Source organism: Methanosarcina barkeri str. Wiesmoor, assembly GCF_000969985.1.
Taxonomy (GTDB): Archaea; Halobacteriota; Methanosarcinia; order Methanosarcinales; family Methanosarcinaceae; genus Methanosarcina; species Methanosarcina barkeri_B.
Map to the genome: position 1 here is coordinate 1,230,434 of NZ_CP009526.1, position 17,208 is coordinate 1,247,641.

The window sequence follows — 17,208 nt, forward strand, 5'->3', positions numbered from 1 at the left end:
ATTTGGCACTTCACTTGACCTTTTTCGATATTTGCTTTAGAATTGTCTTTCTTTACAGCTATCATTTCACATCTGTCTTTTATAGCCGTCTTCTTATAGCTGTTTTCTTATAGTGTATTCTTATTTTATTACGGGCAGAGTCCACCCGCCATTGGGCATAACATGGATTTTAGCGTCAGGGTTTTCTGAAAAAATCTTTTCAAGTGCTTCTTCAACGCTTTTTACAGGAGTAAAGAAAGTATTTCTGCTTTCAGTGTCCGGAAGTTTAGAGACAAGATAAAGTTTGAAGGTTTTTGCAGACCTCCCAACAGTGGCAGCTTTGTGCCCCCCAAATTCAAAACATTTTCTGAATTTCTTTATTGCCTCATCGGGAGTTTTGCATTCTGTGCTCCAGCGCTCATATACCTTATCCCCGATCCCTTCAGTACATTCAGCTACAAGCACTATTGAGCCTCCTTTTTTTACGGCAAAAACTGCATTTTCAAGGGATTTTGTCGCCTGGAAAAGGTTAATGTCTTTTGGAAAGCCTCCGCACGAGACAATTGCTGCATCTGCAGGCTCTATAGGCACCTTGTACATGGAATCAACAACTTCTACGCCTTTCCTGTGAGCTTCGATGAAATCTCCAGCAACGGCATCAACTATCTCTTTTTTGCTGTTAAGTACGACATTAAGGATAAAGTCAAGGCCTGCAATCCTTGCAGCTTCCTCTATATTCTTTCTTGCCGGACTGTCGGTTCTGCCTGAGAGAGGTTTTCCTTCAAAGAGTTTGCTATAAAAGCTATGATAAGAAAGAATAGATTTTTCAGAACTGACTCCCGGAAGAATAGATTTCCCCCCTCCACTGTATCCCGCATAATAATGAAATTCCAGGGTTCCCGTGCTTATGATAACGTCGGAGTCTGCTACTTCTTCAAAGACCTCTACAGGCGTTCCGAAACTTGTCTCTCCTAGATGCCTGCACCTTTTCCTGTCATGCTGGATGCAGCGAATTTTTTCGTAAACCTGCTCTCCAACCAGTTTTCGGGATTCCTCTTCAGTCTGGTTTCGATGGAGTCCGAGGGCAAAAACAATAGTAATATTTTCGTCCTTTGCTCCTCCAAGATAAAGCTCATCAAGTAGAGGAGGAAGAAGCTTTGCAGTAGGAGTTGGCCGAGTAACATCACTAACTATGATTGCAACCTTTGAATCAGGGTTTACAATCTCAGAAAGCCGTCGGCTTTTTATGGGATTTTCAAGTGATTTTTTAATAAGGGAAGCTTTTTCTTCCTTAATTTCAAACTCCGAAGGCAAAATAACACTGGCAAGATTTCTTTCAGGGATTTCAAACTCAATTCCTGTACTTCCAAAAGCAAGTGCTATTTTTTTTATGTTTGCAGTCATGTTTATGCCGATGTTTTATCTTGATATTATTTTTCTTTTTATTATTTTACAATAATAAGGGTAAACAAGTATAAAAAGAACGAGAAGGTAGTTTTAAATGAAAAGGTAATTTTCAAGGAGAAAGCAGTTTTAAATGAAAAGGTAATTTTCAAGGAGAAAGCAGTTTTAAATGAAAAGGTAATTTTAAGGAGGTAATTTTAAGGAGATAATTTTAAGAAGGTAATTTTAAGAAGGTAATTTTAAGAAGGTAATTTTAAGAAGGTAATTTTAAGAAGGTAATTTTAAGGAGGAAGTAATTTTAACGGCACCTTAAACCTTCGTCTTTTTATCTATAGTACACTTTTATTGCTTTACAGTCAAAGTCCACCCGCCATTTGGCATAACATGGATTTTAGCATCAGGATTTTCGGAAAGAACCTTCTCAAGCGCTTCATCTATGCTCTTTGTCGGTATAAAGAAAGCGTTTCTACTTTCCATTTCCGGAAGTTTTGACACCAGATAAAGTTTGAATTTTTTTGCAGTCCTCCCGACAATAGCAGCTTTGTGCCCGCCGAATTCAAAACGGTTCTTAAAACGTTTTACTGCATCTTCAGGAGCTCTGCATTCCCTGTTCCAGCACTCATAAACTTTGTTTCCTATTCCCTCGGCACATTCGGCTACAAGGATAATTGAACCCCCGCTTTTTACCGCTGAGGTGGCGTTTTCAAGGGATTTTGTTGCCTGGTAAAGATTGATATCCTTTGGAAATCCACCACAGGAAACAACTACAGCATCCGCAGGCTCTACAGGTACCTTATACATGGCATCGACATACTCTGCCCCTTTCCTATGGGCTCCGATTAAATCGCCTGCGACGGCATCAACTATCTCTTTTTTGCTGTCAAGTACAACATTCAGGATAAAGTCAAGGCCTGCAATCCTTGCAGCTTCCTCTATATTCTTTCTTGCCGGACTGTCGGTTCTGCCTGAGAGCGGGTCTCCTTCAAAGAGTTTGCTATAAAAACTATGGAATGAGAGAATGGATTTTTCCGAACTTACCCCTGGAAGGATGGACTTCCCTCCTCCTCCATATCCTGCATAATAGTGAAATTCAAGGGTTCCTGTGCTTATGATAACGTCGGAGTCTATTACTTCTTCGAAAACTTCAACAGGAGTTCCGAAACTTGTCTCCCCGAGATGCCTGCATCTTTTCCTGTCGTGCTGTATACACCTTATTTTTTCAAAGATATCTTCCCCTACAAGCTGTCGGCACTCTTCTTCAGTTTGTACGCGATGGAGCCCAAGTGCAAAAACAATTGTGATATTCTCGTTTTTTGCCCCTCCAATATAAAGCTCTTCAAGTAGAGGAGGAAGAATTTTTGCAGTAGGAGTTGGCCGTGTAACATCGCTTACGATAATTGCAATTCTCGAATCAGGGTTTACAATATCAGAAAGCCTTTTGCTTTTAATGGGATTTTCAAGCGCCTTTTTAATTAGGGAAGCCCCTTCTTCCTTTATTTCTAATTCTGAAGGCAGGATGATGCTGGAGATATTTTTCTCAGGTATATCAAGCTCCAAAATCCCGCTTCCAAATGCAAGTGGAATCGTTTTTACATTCGTAGTCATGGTCGTTTCGATGTCATAGTATTAATTATATAAAATCGTATAGGTAAACAATAAAAAATTAAATTCTAAAAAGAATTCGAACCGACATCAATAGGACTTTTATATTATAATTAGTTTATGATATTGCAATTAGTTTTTTATATTATATTTTGTTTTCTGCTTCTTTTTTCCAGAAGCTCCAATTAAATTTCCGGTAACATTTGTAGTGTAACATTGCAGTGTAACATTTGCAGTGTAACATTTGCAGTGTAACATTTTGCAGTGCTTCATTTCCTGCCATTAATTTATACATGATTTTAAAACTCCGCAAGAGGCACTTTTACTTATTCTTTTATTGAGCGCGTCCCAGAGCTGATCTTATTTGCATATAAATAAGAGTTCAGAACTGGTCTCATAATCGGAAGATTGATTGATTGATTGATAATTAAAAATGATTGATTGATTGATTGATTGATTGATTGATTGATTGATAATTAAAAATTAGAGATTTAAGGACGTAATTTTGAGTTTTGGTATTGGATTGCAATATATACTTTGAATAGATACTTTTTTACTTATCAAAGTGTCGAGTCCTAAAAAGTAAATATTTCCTCCACCGAATAATAATCACCGATTATAATCATCAATTATAATTAAAGTCACTACAAACATTAAAGTCATTACAAACCTGCATACCACTGATAATCTATTTAAAAAACATTCAGATGCATAAGTACCGGAAAGAGCTTTTTTGGTGCTTCAGAGGAGGCAGGAAAAGGGAATTCGTTGTGGGGGAAGATTTACAATGGACAAAGAAAGAATTTCTTATCACGAATCCGTTCTGAATATGTATGAACGGATAAAAAAAGACGGGATGACGAATGTCTGGGACCGTTACGCAGCCCAGGGTCTGGGAGGAAATCCAGACAAAAGATGTACTTTCTGTATGGGAGGAGTGCGCTGCGACCTGTGTTCCAACGGACCATGCCGTTCGGATGCTGCGAAAGACAAAAGAGGAGTATGTGGAATCACTGCCGATGGTATGGCGATGCGGATGATGCTTCTCAGAAATGTGATGGGAGCTTCTACTTACCACTATCATACGGACCAGACCATAAGGACCTTGAGGGAAACTGCCAGAGGCAACACTCCTTATACGATAAGGGAACCTGAAAAGTTAAGGACGTTTGCAAGCCGGCTGGGGCTCAAAACCGAAGGATCGGACTCAGAAGTTGCTTTTTGCCTTTGTGAGTTTGTAGAAAAGGAGTTTAACAAACCTGCCTACGAACCAAGCCGGATTGTTGAGTTCCTCGCCCCTCCCGAAAGAAAAGAAAAGTGGAGAACACTGGACATATTTCCAGGTGGAATCTACGGGGAGATGATGCTTTCCACAAGCTCCTGCCTGACGAATGTGGATGGGTATTATGCGAGCCTGGCACTAAAAGCCATGCGTCTGGGAATTGCAATGGGATACCAGAGCCAGATTGTAAACGAATATTGCCAGGACATCCTTTTTGGAATTCCCAGTCCCCACACTATGAGAGTAGATCTTGGTGTGCTTGATCCTGAGTACGTGAATGTGCTCCCTAATGGGCACGAACCATTTATTGGCTTTGCCATGGTCCAGCTTGCCCGAAAACCGGAATGGCAGGAAAAAGCAAAAACTGCAGGGGCAAAGGGCCTGAGGGTTATTGCCAGTATTGAAACAGGGCAGGAAATGATCCAGAGATGGGAGGAAGACAATGCTTTCTACGGATTTACAGGCAACTGGATTTCCCAGGAAGCGGTATTTGCAAGTGGAAGTGTGGATCTCTTTGCAGCAGATATGAACTGTTCTCTCCCTGTTGCTCCTCTTTATGCTGAAAAATACAATTTTAAACTCATGCCTGTAAGTGAACTCGTAGCCTTCGAAGGCATAGGGGAACGCCTGAACTATAATCCCACCGAAGCCGAAAAGCAGGCAGCACAACTCCTGGATATGGCGATTGAAAATTTCAAAAAACGAAAAAGTTCGATAGAATCTGTTTCGAAGCTCCCTATGAAAGAAGCCGTGGTAGGCTTTTCAAACGAGAGCATCCTTGCAGCGTTTGGAGGTAGCTTTGACCCTCTCCTTGATTCTATAAAAAACGGAGCAATAAAAGGAATTGTGGGAATGGTATCCTGTACTACCTTGAGGGACTACGGTCAGGATGTACACAGCGTTGCTGTGGTAAAAGAGCTTATCAAAAGAAATATCCTTGTTCTGTCCCTTGGTTGCGGAAACGGGGCCATGCAGGTAGCAGGCCTTTGTACTCCTGAAGCCAGAGAATTTGCAGGAGACAGTCTAAAAGCCGTATGTAAAGCCCTTGGAGTTCCACCAGTGCTCAGCTTTGGGACCTGTACTGATACGGGCAGGCTTGCCGACCTTCTTGGAGCCATCTCCGGAGCTCTCGGAGGAGTTCCGGTTCCTGACCTGCCGGTTGCGGCTGCAGCCCCTGAGTACATGGAACAGAAAGCTACAATAGATGCTATCTTTGCTCTGGCCCTCGGGCTCTATACTTATGTGAACCCTGTCCCAACCGTCACAGGCGCCCCGAATCTGGTCAAACTGCTTACAGAAGACTGTCGGGAAGTTACAGGCGGGGTCATGAACGTGGAAAAAGATGCAGTAAAAGCCGTTGATGGGATAGAACAACACATTATGGAAAAGAGAAAAAAGCTTGGGATCTAAGCCTGGAATCTAAGCCTGGAATCTAAGCCTGGAATCTGAAAACCAGATATTAATATTAGATTTCTGATAATAAGAGGTCTAATAAGAAGAGAGCCGAAAATTTGGATTTATCTACTCTTTTTCACATTTTATTTTTAAACAGGATAGACCAGAACCTGAGAAATCAAAGCTTAAATCAAAGCTTAAATCAAAGATCTATAGATTCTCCGGGTTTCATGATAATGACTTTCGTATCGACTTTTGCCTCAACTGCTCTTTTGAACTCTTCAGGGTCCTGTTTTATTACGTCAAAGGTGCTATAGTGCATAGGGATTACGGTTCTGGGCAGGATGAGTTCTACGGCTTTTGTGGCTTCTTTTATGCCCATTGTAAATTTGTCGCCTATGGGCAGAAGGACCAGTTCAGGTTCATAGAGTTCACCTATGAGTTTCATATCCCCGAAAACCCCAGTGTCTCCGGCGTGGTAGATGGAATGTCCGTTGATTTGTATAATGAAACCTGCCGGGGAGCCACCATCGAAACTAAAACCCGAGGCATCAATTGAGGAGGAATGGAGCGCATCGGTCATGGTTAGCTTTATGCCTTCTACATTTACTGTACCGCCCTTGCCCATGCCTTCTGCAAAAACTCCTTTCGATTTTATATAGTTTGCAACCTCATGAATGGTAATTATCCGGCATCTGGTTCGTTTTCCGATTTCGATCGTATCTCCAAGGTGATCGCGGTGCCCGTGAGTCACGGTTATTATATCAGGGTTCAGTTCTTCAGGGCTGCACGGAGCCAGTGGGTTCCCTGAAATAAAAGGGTCGATCAACAATTTCTTTTCAGCTTCTAACAAAAAAGCCGAATGCCCGAGCCAGGTAATCTTTACGCCAACCATCTTTTTGCCTCGAAATCATTACTTCTATTAAAATAATAATATGTGATTACGGAATTAAGTTGTCCGTAATTTAGCTATCAGTGAGTAATTTAGCTATCAGTGAGTAATTTAGCTATCAGTGAGTAATTTAGCTATCAGTAAGTAATTTAGCTATCAGTATTTTCGCAATCAATAATTTAATTTTCGATAATTCTTGGCTTATCATGAAATATTAACAATAGAGAATGAAAGATAAAGCAAAGATAAAGGAAAAATAAAGAGTTGTACTGAGGATCATGTTAATATGCTTCTTCTGTCAAACGGAATGAAAATGAAAATCGGTCTGGTAATTCATGGTCCCGAAGTGATCGATTCGGGAGAAGCTAAAAGAGTTTTTGAAAAGCTTTCCTGTGTGGGCAAAGTCGAGGCGAGGCTTGGCGGAACAATGGGAAAAGTAGCTGTCCTGGATGCTGGACTTGAAAACATTATAGACATAAGTAAGCACCAGAAGCCAAGTGCCTGCATTGAATCGCTTTTCGAAACCTCAGATCTTGTATGCCTCCTGAACCGGGGAAAAACCATTGAAACCGGGAAGGCATTTGGAGAAATGGTTGCTGTCCGGCTTAGAGAACTTGAGATAAAACCTCTTATCCAGATCGAAAGCCCGCAAAGTACAAATGGAATTCTGATACCTCTTAATAAAAAAGCTGGAGAATATGGAGAATATCTTGAGAAGCTTTCTGAAATCCTGGGGCTTCCTATGGAAAGTCCTTTGCCCCTTCAAAGTTCGAGAGTTCAAAATTCTGTTCTTGTAAAAAAGTGTCCGGGAACAGGCAAAATCCAGGTTATACGCAAGCTTTCAGGCGTTTTTCCCGGAGAAAATATCCTGGTAAACGGAACCGTGATTGGAAAAGCCTTTTCTTCCAAAGTGAGTATAATCTCCGAAAACGGCTTTATTGTCGCAATCGAAGGGGGAGAAATAAAAGAACATGGGCTCGAAAAACTTCATAATTATAAAAAAAGAGACCCTGTTGACCTTGCAAAAGCCTGGGTAAAAAGCGGTGGCCTGAGAAGAAGCAATTTCTCTCCCCTGCAAGCCCGGAAACCAAATTTACGAGGCAAAGATTCTGGTTTTTCTTACAGGCCGGCCGCAGGAAGAGTCGTACTTATAGACCATGCTGCGGAAGATACTTTTGAGTTGGCTGCCGACGCCGAACTTGTAGTTACCATAGGAGATGACACCACAACAATAGCAGGTGACATTCTCTTCAGGCTTGGAATTCCCATTCTCGGGATTACGGACGGAGATTGTGACAGGCTTGCTTGCCGAACGGTTATTTTTCCAGGTTCTATTGTGCTCAGGCTGGCAGCGGGAAATGATGATGTTCTGGGTAAAAAACTGAAGCAGGAACTTTTAGGGGGAGAAAATTCTGCGATTTTAGAGGATATATACGCTTTTAAAGAAGATGTGCTGAAACTTGCAGAGCCCTTGATTGAAGCTGTTTTTGAATACTGATAATAAAAGTAGCGTACAGTTCGAAATCCTACTAAATGTTAATAGCTGTACTTCGCTAGACAAAACCTTTGAGCAAACTATTTATTTAATACAAGGAAAAAGGTATCCTATAGGTGATGAAGTCCGCCAAGATTTACAGTCTAAACCGCTTATGCTGATGACTTCTACATTAATTATTGAGGTTTAATGTGTATACGATTTTGTTGGTAGGTATAGGCGGCTTCATAGGTGCTACCTTAAGATACGTATTCGGTGGATGGATTCAAAACAGTTTCGTTAATTTTCCAGTAGGTACATTAACCATAAATACAATCGGAAGTTTCTTTTTAGGTTTAATAATGTACTTTTCTGAATACCAGGGCTTGTTTAGTGATCAAACCAGAATATTTCTGACAATAGGTATTTTGGGAGCTTTCACAACGTTGTCAACGTTTGGTTATGAATCATTCCGATTGCTTGATGACTCAAAATTAATGCTGATGTCGATAAATGTAGTATCAACAGTATTATTTTCCATGATGGCTGTATATTTAGGTAAGACTGTAGCTCTAGGTGTTAGCTCTTACTTATTAGGGGGAATGAAATGAAAACGGAGCGAGCGAGGGGTTGTGAGGAAAATTACATGAAGAGTGAGTCTACAGCCATATTGTTAAGGATATTTATTGGGGAATCTGATCACTACAAAGGTAAGCCTTTATACATGTATATTGTTGAAATGCTAAAAGCTGAAGGCATAGCCGGAGCTACTGTTTTTAGGGGCATTGCTGGCTTTGGAAAACATAGCCGCATTCATACAACCTCTATATTGCGTTTATCAACTGATATGCCAATACTCATTGAAGTTTCTGATCTTGAAGAAAATATCGAGAGAATCAGACCAAAATTAGATGAGGTAATTAAGCAAGGGTTGATCACAGAAGAAAAAGTTAAAATTGTATTTTATGATAGTGATAAAAATAAGTAAAAGTGAAGTACTTGGAAGCAAGAAATAGTTGGAAGTGTTGACATGACTGAAAGACAGGTCGAAAGCGTAATTGTTGAAATTCCAAAAGGGAGCCGGAACAAATTCGAATATGATAACGAAAAAAGACTGATTAAATTCGACAGAATGCTTTCTTCTTCAATGGTATATCCCTCAGATTATGGTTTTTTCCCCGACACCCTGTCCCTTGATGGCGACCCTTTAGATGCTATGGTTTTAACCTGGGAACCCACATTTCCGGGATGTGTAATCGAGGTCTATCTTGTAGCATTATTTGACATGGAAGATTATAAAGGAAGAGATCAAAAAATACTCTGTGTTCCAAAGAATGACCCGATGTGGAATTATATTGAGTCCGTTGACCAGGTTCCGCCTCATTTATTTAAGGAAATTACTCATTTCTTCCAAACTTATAAGAACTTAGATAAAAAACAAGTGAAAGTTATCGGTTGGAAAAGCCTCGAAACAGCAGTCGCTGTACTTCAGGAAGCTAAAGATCGATACGCTGAGCAGAAAAAATAAAGCAGCGAAAAGCCGGAAAACCATTGTCATCAATTGCGGAGAATGTGATTCGGGGTATTCCTTGTAGAAAAATGAAGAAAAATAGTTGACAAAGTTACTTTATTTGTAAACTGAGCATTGTATGAAATCCGATTTTACTATTTTTTAATGTTGTACTGGTTCTGTAAATCTTATACAGAATTCAGTTCCAGAATCTCTTTTTAACTCAACTTCGTTCCCTAACTGATCTACCAGGTTTTTCACTAACTGTAATCCAAGAGGAATTTGATGATCTAAATATGCACGTTTTTAGTCCTTGTATTACGTCATTTTGAGAGCACACATCCCGGATAAGTATCTGCCTTACTCATGAATTAGGTTTAAAATTAGCACATTACTATGGTGTTTCATTACCCATTTAGCCAAGTTAAAGTTTTGTTTATGGGATGATTTTCAGCATCCATGCAAAAATATAACATGTTATACAATTGTTGCTGTTATGCAATTGTTGCTGTTATGCAGTTTTTGCTGTTATGCAATTGTTGCTGTTATGCAATTGCTGATGTTATGCAATTGTTGATGTGCTATATTTTGATCTTGTGAGCTGCAGATGAGAGCTGTCTGCAGCTCTTTAGGAGATCTGTCTGGAAGTACCAGTGTATCGATTGAGAAAGAGGTTACTTCTTGAGATGAAGCTTTTTTTACCGAAAATGAGAGTTGTGCGGATCTGGGAACATTTTTGGAATCGATCACTTGATACCTCCAAAATATAAATAAACAATGTTCATTATATATTTATTGGATGTATTCTATATATTTTTATTTTAACTATTTAGTTATTAGTTTCGTGGGGTTATTGGCAGGAATGAAACTATCCAAAGCAGAATAAAAATTAAAAAAGTAAGTTCCTGGAAGTCTCTTAATGAAGCCCGTGGGCACCAAATCAAAACTTGACAAAATCAAAGGTGAGAATCAGTACGATTCTCTGAGGTGCATCAGGCTGAATCAAGCGCGATGAGTGATTATACCACCGTTTTTCAGTCCAATTGTGTGAGCTCTCTCAAGATTAACTAAGTTTAATTTTAAGACACTCTTTCTGATTAAAAACTGACTCTGTAAACATAGAACGATTCCAAAGAACCCCAGTAATGGCCGAAAAAAATAACTGATCAAATATGGAGTTTGAAGGAATTATTCACGTTCAGGGGTCCTGTTCAATAATAACCTGTGGATACAATCTGAAATAATATATAAGAAATAATTATATAAATAATTCATATAAAAAGTAGGTAGGGGAAATAAGTGATAACTGGAAACATCGGGTTTTTAATCCACGTTTTCACAATTATCTTCGTTGTTGTCAACCCTATCAGTGGAGTGGTGACTTTCATCTCTTTGACCAGCAAGATGAGGGATGAGGAAAAAAACGAAATCGCAAAAAAGTCAGTCATACTTGCGTGCGTAATTGCCTTATTTTTTGCAATTGCAGGAGATATCATACTTAACCTGTTCAGCATTAGCGTTGATTCACTGCGGATTGCAGGAGGAATCCTGCTTTTCAGCATTGCTTTTGATATGATGCATGCTAAGATCTCAAAGGGGAGAATTACTGAAGAAGAGATTTCTCACTCTCAGGAGCGAGAAGACATCTGGATCTTCCCGATAAGCCTTCCGCTTCTGACAGGACCCGGTACGATCAGTACAGTGATTGTCCTGATGGGAGGAACAGGAGCAATTGTGCAAAAAATAATAATTCTTGTATCAATCACACTGGCGTTCATTATCTGCTATTACATCTTCCAATTCTCCAGGATGATTCACAAGCTGATAGGATATAATGGGATGCTGGTCTTTACAAGGCTGATGGGTCTTTTGCTTGCTGCTCTTGCAGTGGATTTAATTGTTAAAGGTATACTAAATATATACCAGTTAACAATTTGAGACAGTCAGTTTTGCATGCTGTCTCAAAACTCAACATATTTCTCTACACTTCTTAATGTTCCATAATTGCCCAGTTTCCGGGCTTCTACATATCATTTTGAAATCAAATGTCTCAGGTAAGGTATTTGTGGGAATGAATATCAATTATATTCTCTACTTGATTTCCATACTAATCTTACTGTTCCTTGTAGCTCTCCTGCCTGCGGTTACAGTTGTAAGAATGAAGCCTAATAATAGACCTTAAATAATAGACCTTAAAATAATAAACCTTAAAATAATAAACCTTAAAATAATAAACCTTAAAATAATAGACCTTAAAATAATAGACTTATCTTCTTTTGCGACGAATTTTTCTCGTCTCTTTCAGCTCTATTTTTATGGAAGCATCACAAGATATAAAGTAGTCCGAACTTGATTCTAAAGCCTGTAGACCATTTAAGGTTGATAGTTATCGTAATCCTCTAACGGTTAAACAGCGGTTAAACGCAACTTTCTCAATAAATTAATATCCCTATTTTCCGATCAGTTGAAAAAACTTAATACACTTAAAGATTAATTAAAAAGTTGATAGGGAAATGGGGGTTTGATTTGAGTATAAAGGCAAAACTTCAGGATGCTGTCAATGCCCTTAATTATGGCAGTCTTTCCGCACCGGATAAAAAGGAAGAAGAAACCTGCTCTTACCGGATAAAGCAGACGAAAAGCAGGAAAACCATTATTATCAATTGCAGGGAATGTGATTCTGGTTCTTCCCTTAACGATATATACTGCAGAAAAAATATTCTCGGCATCCTTCAAAAAGAGGTTCAGGCCGACTGCCTGGTACTTTCAAGGCTATATGAGCGAGACTACGAAGGAGAAGCCCTTTCTTTACTTTATACTCTTGCAGGTTTTGAAGGAATCATAACAGCATATGAAAGCGCGGAAAAAGTGCCCAGGGCTTGTACTTTGCCTGAAAAGAAAGGCTGTGAACTGGAGAGAAAAGAGATAATTGCTTTTTTTGCTAAAACCGTAGAGGACGATCCTTTAAAAGCCAGGTTGGAAATAAAGCGATTTATTCAGGGAAAAATGCTGAATAAAACCTCAGGCAGGGCTACAAGGAAAGTTACAGAGAAAACATTAAAAAGAAGCATAACGGAAGGTGCAGAAAAAATCACAGGAAGATTTACGGGGAGAACCTCTGAAAAAATTACTAAAAACGTTTCAGAAAAAACTCCCAAAAAGAGTTTTGAAACTCTTCCAGTTTGTAATACTTGTTCCGAGCGTTTTTATCAGATGCTTTATGAAATTGAAGAAAAACTATCCAGTTTTCCTGAAGTTCCTGTTATTAAAAAATCTGAAACTCGATTTTTATCAAAAGGGCCGGTAAAAGATCCCAAAAACGGAATCGAGAAAACTATAGAAAAAACAATAGGAAAAATGGCAGGGAACCTTATAAAGGACACATCTGGAGAAGTAGCTCTGGCAGAAATCTCCAGACATTTTCCTTTTCTGGCAAGTGTAACCCGAAAGGAAAAACTGGAGACTCATAAATGTGACGCAGACGAGCTTTTCGACTACGAAAGCGGTATCAAGCCTCATGTTCGACCTCCTTTTTCCAGCTCAAGGGTCTATGCAGACGCGCCTGAAAATACCGAATTTCTTGAATGCTACGATATAGACGGTAGGGAGGGCAGGAAACTTGAGGTTTCGATTTATCGCTACATTGACAGGCCGGAGAAACTTTACATGATCCGGCCTCCAGAGTATAACCTCAGGGAGGAAGACCTCAGGCTGCTTGAAAAAGTCCGGATGCGAATGATAAGGCACAGGCCAAAAGACCTTGCCTTTACAGATCCGGTCGTGGCAAGGGAATATTTCAGGCGCATGGCAAAAACGCTTCTGGAAGAAGAACTGCTCTCAAGCGGGGAAGCCTGCAGCCCTGACGAACTGGAAAGTTATGCCGACCTCCTTGCAAGGTATACTAACGGGCTAGGGATAGTAGAAGACCTGCTTTCTGATGCCAGGATCACAGATGTGTATATCAATGCCCCTGCCGACAAAAATCCTGTCCATGTTGTGCTGGAAGGAGAAGAGTGTGTAAGTAATGTTTTTCTCTCGCAGGACGACCTCGATGCCCTGGTCTCTAGGTTCAGGATCATCAGCGGCAGGCCTTTTGGAGAAGCAATCCCTGTGCTGGAACTTAACCTTGAAGCTTTTGGAGTAAGGGTTTCGGTAATAGGAGACCCTCTCAGTGCAAACGGGCTTGCCTATGCTTTCCGAAAGCATTCCCTTTCACCCTGGACCCTGCCTAAGCTGATTAATACCGGCTCGGTTTCCCCATATGCAGCCGGACTTTTAAGCTTCCTTATGGATGGGCAGGCTTCAGTTCTGGTCGCAGGAGAAGTTGGAGCCGGAAAAACCTCTCTGCTGTCTGCCATGCTGCTTGAAATTCCGCAGAAGTACAGGATTCTTACAATCGAAGATACAAATGAGCTCCCTATCGAGAAGCTTCAGAGCCTGGGATGGAAGGTTCAGGGAATGAGTTCGCAGTCCTCGGTCCTGAAGTCAGGAGCGGAAATGAGCCCTGAAACTGCGCTTCGAGCGGCTCTTCGCCTTGGGAATTCCGCCCTGGTGCTTGGGGAAGTCCGAGGGGAAGAAGTAAAAGTTCTCTATGAAGCTATGCAAGTTGGAAAAGCCGGAAACTCGGTTATCGGAACCATTCACGGTTCATCCACGGAAAACGTATATGAGAGAATCGTACATACACTTGGGGTTCCTCCTGCATCGTTTAAAGCCACAGATGCCGTAATTATCTGTTCAGGCATAAGGCTCGAAGGCAGCATGAAAAAACTAAAACGAGTGAGCCGTATCGCAGAAACAACCAGTGCCGTAATCGAAAATCCAGAGCCTTCTGATATCTTTACGGACATAATGAAATATGATGCCTCTCAGGACTGCTTGCTTGCAGGCAAGGCTCTGGAGCAGGGACAATCCGAGCTTATAGAAAAGATTGCCAGAAAATGGGGGATTTCCATAGACAGGGCCTTAAAAAGTATCGAGCTTCGGGCAAGGATAAAAGAAAAAATCGCAGTTGAGGGACTAAAGAAGCCTTTCCTGCTGGAAGCCGAAGCCGTTAGCCAGGCAAACAACATTTTCTGGCTGCTCTCAGACTCTCTTAATAAATACAAACCGTATGAGGCTGAATATGCAAATGGAAATAATTCTTCAAATAATCCTGTAGGCGACTCTGCAAATAATCCTTTAGGTAGTTCTGTGAATAGTCCTGCAAGTAATTATGCAGATGATTCGGAAGCCGGTTGTAGGGATGACATGGAAACTCTTTACAAGCAGTGGGAGACCTGGTTTGAGAACTTTGCCAAAAAAAGTTCGGCTACAGAGAAATAATTGTCAGAGGGAGAAGTTGCCAGAGGGAGAAGTATGAGCGAAGAGATCAACTGGTATGTGCGAGCCTGTAAAATCACAGCGAGGAAATGGATATGTTTTGTCCCTGATCCTGCAGCCTTCCGAAGGCGCTGCGAAAAGAGTGTAAGCCGAGAGTACAGGGATGCCCTCAGGTTTACTGGTTATGACCTTGAAGCTTTCGAAACCGTGCTCTTTTCCTATGTGGGGACCTTTGTAACTTTAATCCTGCTGGTCGGAGTAGATCTTTTCCTGATCCTTTCAAGAAGTTTTGATGCCAGAGTGCTTACTATAATGGGAGTCCTGACATTTATCATTCCCCTGCTCGCACTCTATTACCTGAGCGAGTATGTAAAGCTCAGGGCAGGGTTTATGAAAATTTCGTCACTCGGAGACATTCCTGAGATCCTGAGTTATATAGTCATGTCCATGAAACTTGTTCCTAATCTGGAGCATGCCGTGCTTTTTGCAGCCCGGAACTCCGAAAGGCCGCTTGCAAAGGACTTGAGAAAACTGGCCTGGGACCTGAACCTAAGGATTTACAGCAGCATGGATGATGCTCTCCTTTCTTTTGCCGACCTGTGGGGAAGAAATAGCGAATACTTCAAGCGTTCTCTCCACCTTATAAAGAGCTCGACAGCCGAGCCCGACGAAGCACAGAGGGTTATAACCCTGAACCGTGCCCTGGACATAAGCCTTGAAGGTACGGAAAGCCTTATGGACGCTTTTGCTGCAAAGCTAAAGACTCCAAGTTATATTCTCTACTCGATTTTCATACTGATTCCGCTCGCTCTGGTAGCTCTTCTGCCTGCGGTTACAGTTGTAGGAATGAAACCTGAAATAATAGACCTTATCTTCCTCTACGACCTGATTTTCCCGGCTCTGGCTGCCCTTTACTCTGAATATATTCTTATGCAGAGGCCTGTTGCTTTTACTCCCAGGGAAATTCCGGATTCTCATCCTTACCTTGCAGATATCAAGCAAAAGAAACGCTTTGCTTTAATGCTTTCAGTCCTGGTATTCTGCCTTATCGCTCCTCTGGGATATCTCCTGCTGAGGCTAGGAAATCCGGGAGGAATAGTATCAACCGCGCCCCTTGAAGGATATTTTTCACCTACGCTTCCGCTTATTCTGGGTGGAACAATCGGGATTTCAGTTTACCTCTATTTTTCGGCTGTCCCTTACAAGAAGATAAGAGATCGAATAAAAAAGATGGAACAGGAATTTGCAGATTCCCTTTTTGTGCTCGGGAGGAGAATTTCGGAAGGGAAAGCCCCGGAAGAAGCTTTTGCACATACTGCCAGGACTATGGAAGGCTCAAAAATCGGGGAAGCTTTTCAGGAAATTTCAATGAACCTGCTCAGTATGAGGACAAATCTCAAAGCCGCGATTTTTGACGAAGATTTCGGAGCCTTCAGGCACGTATATTCAGAAAGAATCCGGAACACAATGCTCCTTTTTACGGAAAGTGTCCACAAAAACCATGAAGCTGCAGGCGCCTCGATTATAAAGCTTGCAGACCATCTAAAAGAGCTCGGGACAGTCGAGGAACGAATCCGGCGCTCTCTTTACGATGTCACCTCAACAATGCGCTCCACAGCTGTGATTTTTGCCCCACTCATTGCAGGAATCACCCTTGCCCTGTCGGAGGTCATTACGAAAATTCTGAGCCAGGTAGCTGAAAGGGTAAACCGAATTCCTGCCGATATTTCAGAAATGCCTGTTGAAATCGGGCAGGCAGCTTTTTCCCAGTCAATTTCTCCTGACCATTTTCTGCTTGCAATAGGGGTTTATATTGTCCTGATCAGCGCTATTCTCACCCGCTTTGCAGGTTCGGTGGAATATGGAGGAGACCGGACGCAGTTGAAATACGACCTAGCCTGCATGCTCCCGATTTCAATTGCGATATTTGCAGTGTCTACCGCAACCTCAAGAATTATCTTCAGGGGACTGGTGTGAAATAAGAGTTATAGTAAACTGGTGATTACTATACATTCATAGACCCTTTGAAAAATGATTAGTTTTTTAAGGTATATTAAATCTTATTTGCCCAATTAAATGTAGTGTCAGCCCTTCCCCCGTTAAGGTATATTCATTAAGGATCTATTTGCTGTTTAAAGGACTTAAATACTTTAATTGGTAAATTAAACGTTGATTTTTCCTTACTTTTAACATTAAATTTTGTATGAATGAAAAAGATATCAGATGCCTTATTTATAAAGAAACATAAATTGTAAAAGAATAAAGTATTTATCCCGCTCTTTTCTTGATTTAAAAGAGTATTATAGATTATTTATCTAAAAAATTGATTTTTAGAGTGTACCTTAATT

The 17,208-nt window shown here is 40.8% G+C and carries 12 protein-coding genes and 1 riboswitch; of the genes, 8 read left to right on the forward strand and 4 right to left on the reverse strand.

Going from position 1 to position 17,208, the window contains the following annotated elements; translation table 11 throughout:
- Positions 1-120: 120 nt before the first annotated feature.
- Together larAH6 (MSBRW_RS05385) and larAH6 (MSBRW_RS05390) are read right to left on the reverse strand one after the other, a co-directional pair.
- The gene (larAH6, locus tag MSBRW_RS05385; protein WP_011308619.1) at positions 121-1,383 is read right to left on the reverse strand and encodes a nickel-dependent malate racemase, LarAH6 family; all 1,263 of its coding nucleotides are present in this window, start codon (positions 1,381-1,383) and stop codon (positions 121-123) included.
- A 342-nt stretch (positions 1,384-1,725) separates the two neighbouring features.
- Positions 1,726-2,988, reverse strand: a complete 1,263-nt coding sequence (gene larAH6 / locus MSBRW_RS05390) for a nickel-dependent malate racemase, LarAH6 family (protein ID WP_011308618.1) — start codon at positions 2,986-2,988, stop codon at positions 1,726-1,728.
- 784 nt (positions 2,989-3,772) lie between these two features.
- Here larAH6 (MSBRW_RS05390) and cooS point away from each other — a divergent pair.
- Positions 3,773-5,677 (forward strand): anaerobic carbon-monoxide dehydrogenase catalytic subunit, encoded by a 1,905-nt coding sequence (gene cooS / locus MSBRW_RS05395; RefSeq protein WP_011308617.1) that lies wholly within the window; start codon positions 3,773-3,775, stop codon positions 5,675-5,677.
- A 187-nt stretch (positions 5,678-5,864) separates the two neighbouring features.
- Here cooS and MSBRW_RS05400 read toward each other — a convergent pair whose 3' ends face one another.
- Positions 5,865-6,557, reverse strand: coding sequence for a metal-dependent hydrolase (locus tag MSBRW_RS05400; protein ID WP_011308616.1), 693 nt, complete (start codon positions 6,555-6,557; stop codon positions 5,865-5,867).
- A gap of 283 nt (positions 6,558-6,840) precedes the next feature.
- Between MSBRW_RS05400 and MSBRW_RS05405 the strand changes: the two genes are divergently transcribed.
- The 4 genes from MSBRW_RS05405 to MSBRW_RS05425 all read left to right on the forward strand — a co-directional run bounded on the left by MSBRW_RS05405 (position 6,841) and on the right by MSBRW_RS05425 (position 9,556).
- Positions 6,841-8,052, forward strand: coding sequence for a DUF2117 family protein (locus MSBRW_RS05405; protein WP_011308615.1), 1,212 nt, complete (start codon positions 6,841-6,843; stop codon positions 8,050-8,052).
- 103 nt (positions 8,053-8,155) lie between these two features.
- A riboswitch (Fluoride riboswitch) is annotated at positions 8,156-8,226 on the forward strand.
- A 14-nt stretch (positions 8,227-8,240) separates the two neighbouring features.
- Entirely contained in the window at positions 8,241-8,639 is a 399-nt protein-coding gene (gene crcB / locus MSBRW_RS05415; protein WP_011308614.1) for a fluoride efflux transporter CrcB, read from the forward strand.
- Complete coding sequence (locus MSBRW_RS05420) at positions 8,636-9,016, forward strand: DUF190 domain-containing protein (RefSeq protein WP_011308613.1); 381 nt, start codon at positions 8,636-8,638, stop codon at positions 9,014-9,016. The genes crcB and MSBRW_RS05420 overlap by 4 nt, the downstream gene beginning before the upstream one ends.
- A 42-nt stretch (positions 9,017-9,058) precedes the next feature.
- Positions 9,059-9,556: an inorganic diphosphatase gene (locus MSBRW_RS05425; protein ID WP_011308612.1), complete on the forward strand. Its 498-nt coding sequence runs from the start codon at positions 9,059-9,061 to the stop codon at positions 9,554-9,556.
- Positions 9,557-10,066: 510 nt separating this feature from the next.
- Here MSBRW_RS05425 and MSBRW_RS05430 read toward each other — a convergent pair.
- A complete protein-coding gene (locus MSBRW_RS05430; protein WP_048103087.1) occupies positions 10,067-10,288 on the reverse strand; it encodes a hypothetical protein in 222 nt (73 codons plus the stop codon).
- Between the two features lie 549 nt (positions 10,289-10,837).
- Between MSBRW_RS05430 and MSBRW_RS05435 the strand changes: the two genes are divergently transcribed.
- The 3 genes from MSBRW_RS05435 (at position 10,838) to MSBRW_RS05445 (ending at position 16,837) form a co-directional block, all read left to right on the forward strand.
- Positions 10,838-11,476: a MarC family protein gene (locus MSBRW_RS05435; RefSeq protein WP_011308611.1), complete on the forward strand. Its 639-nt coding sequence runs from the start codon at positions 10,838-10,840 to the stop codon at positions 11,474-11,476.
- Positions 11,477-12,064: 588 nt separating this feature from the next.
- Positions 12,065-14,863 (forward strand): type II/IV secretion system ATPase subunit, encoded by a 2,799-nt coding sequence (locus MSBRW_RS05440; RefSeq protein WP_011308610.1) that lies wholly within the window; start codon positions 12,065-12,067, stop codon positions 14,861-14,863.
- A 33-nt stretch (positions 14,864-14,896) separates the two neighbouring features.
- Positions 14,897-16,837 carry a hypothetical protein gene (locus tag MSBRW_RS05445; RefSeq protein WP_011308609.1) on the forward strand — a complete coding sequence of 647 codons (1,941 nt, stop codon included), beginning with the start codon at positions 14,897-14,899 and terminating at the stop codon, positions 16,835-16,837.
- Positions 16,838-17,208: the final 371 nt, after the last annotated feature.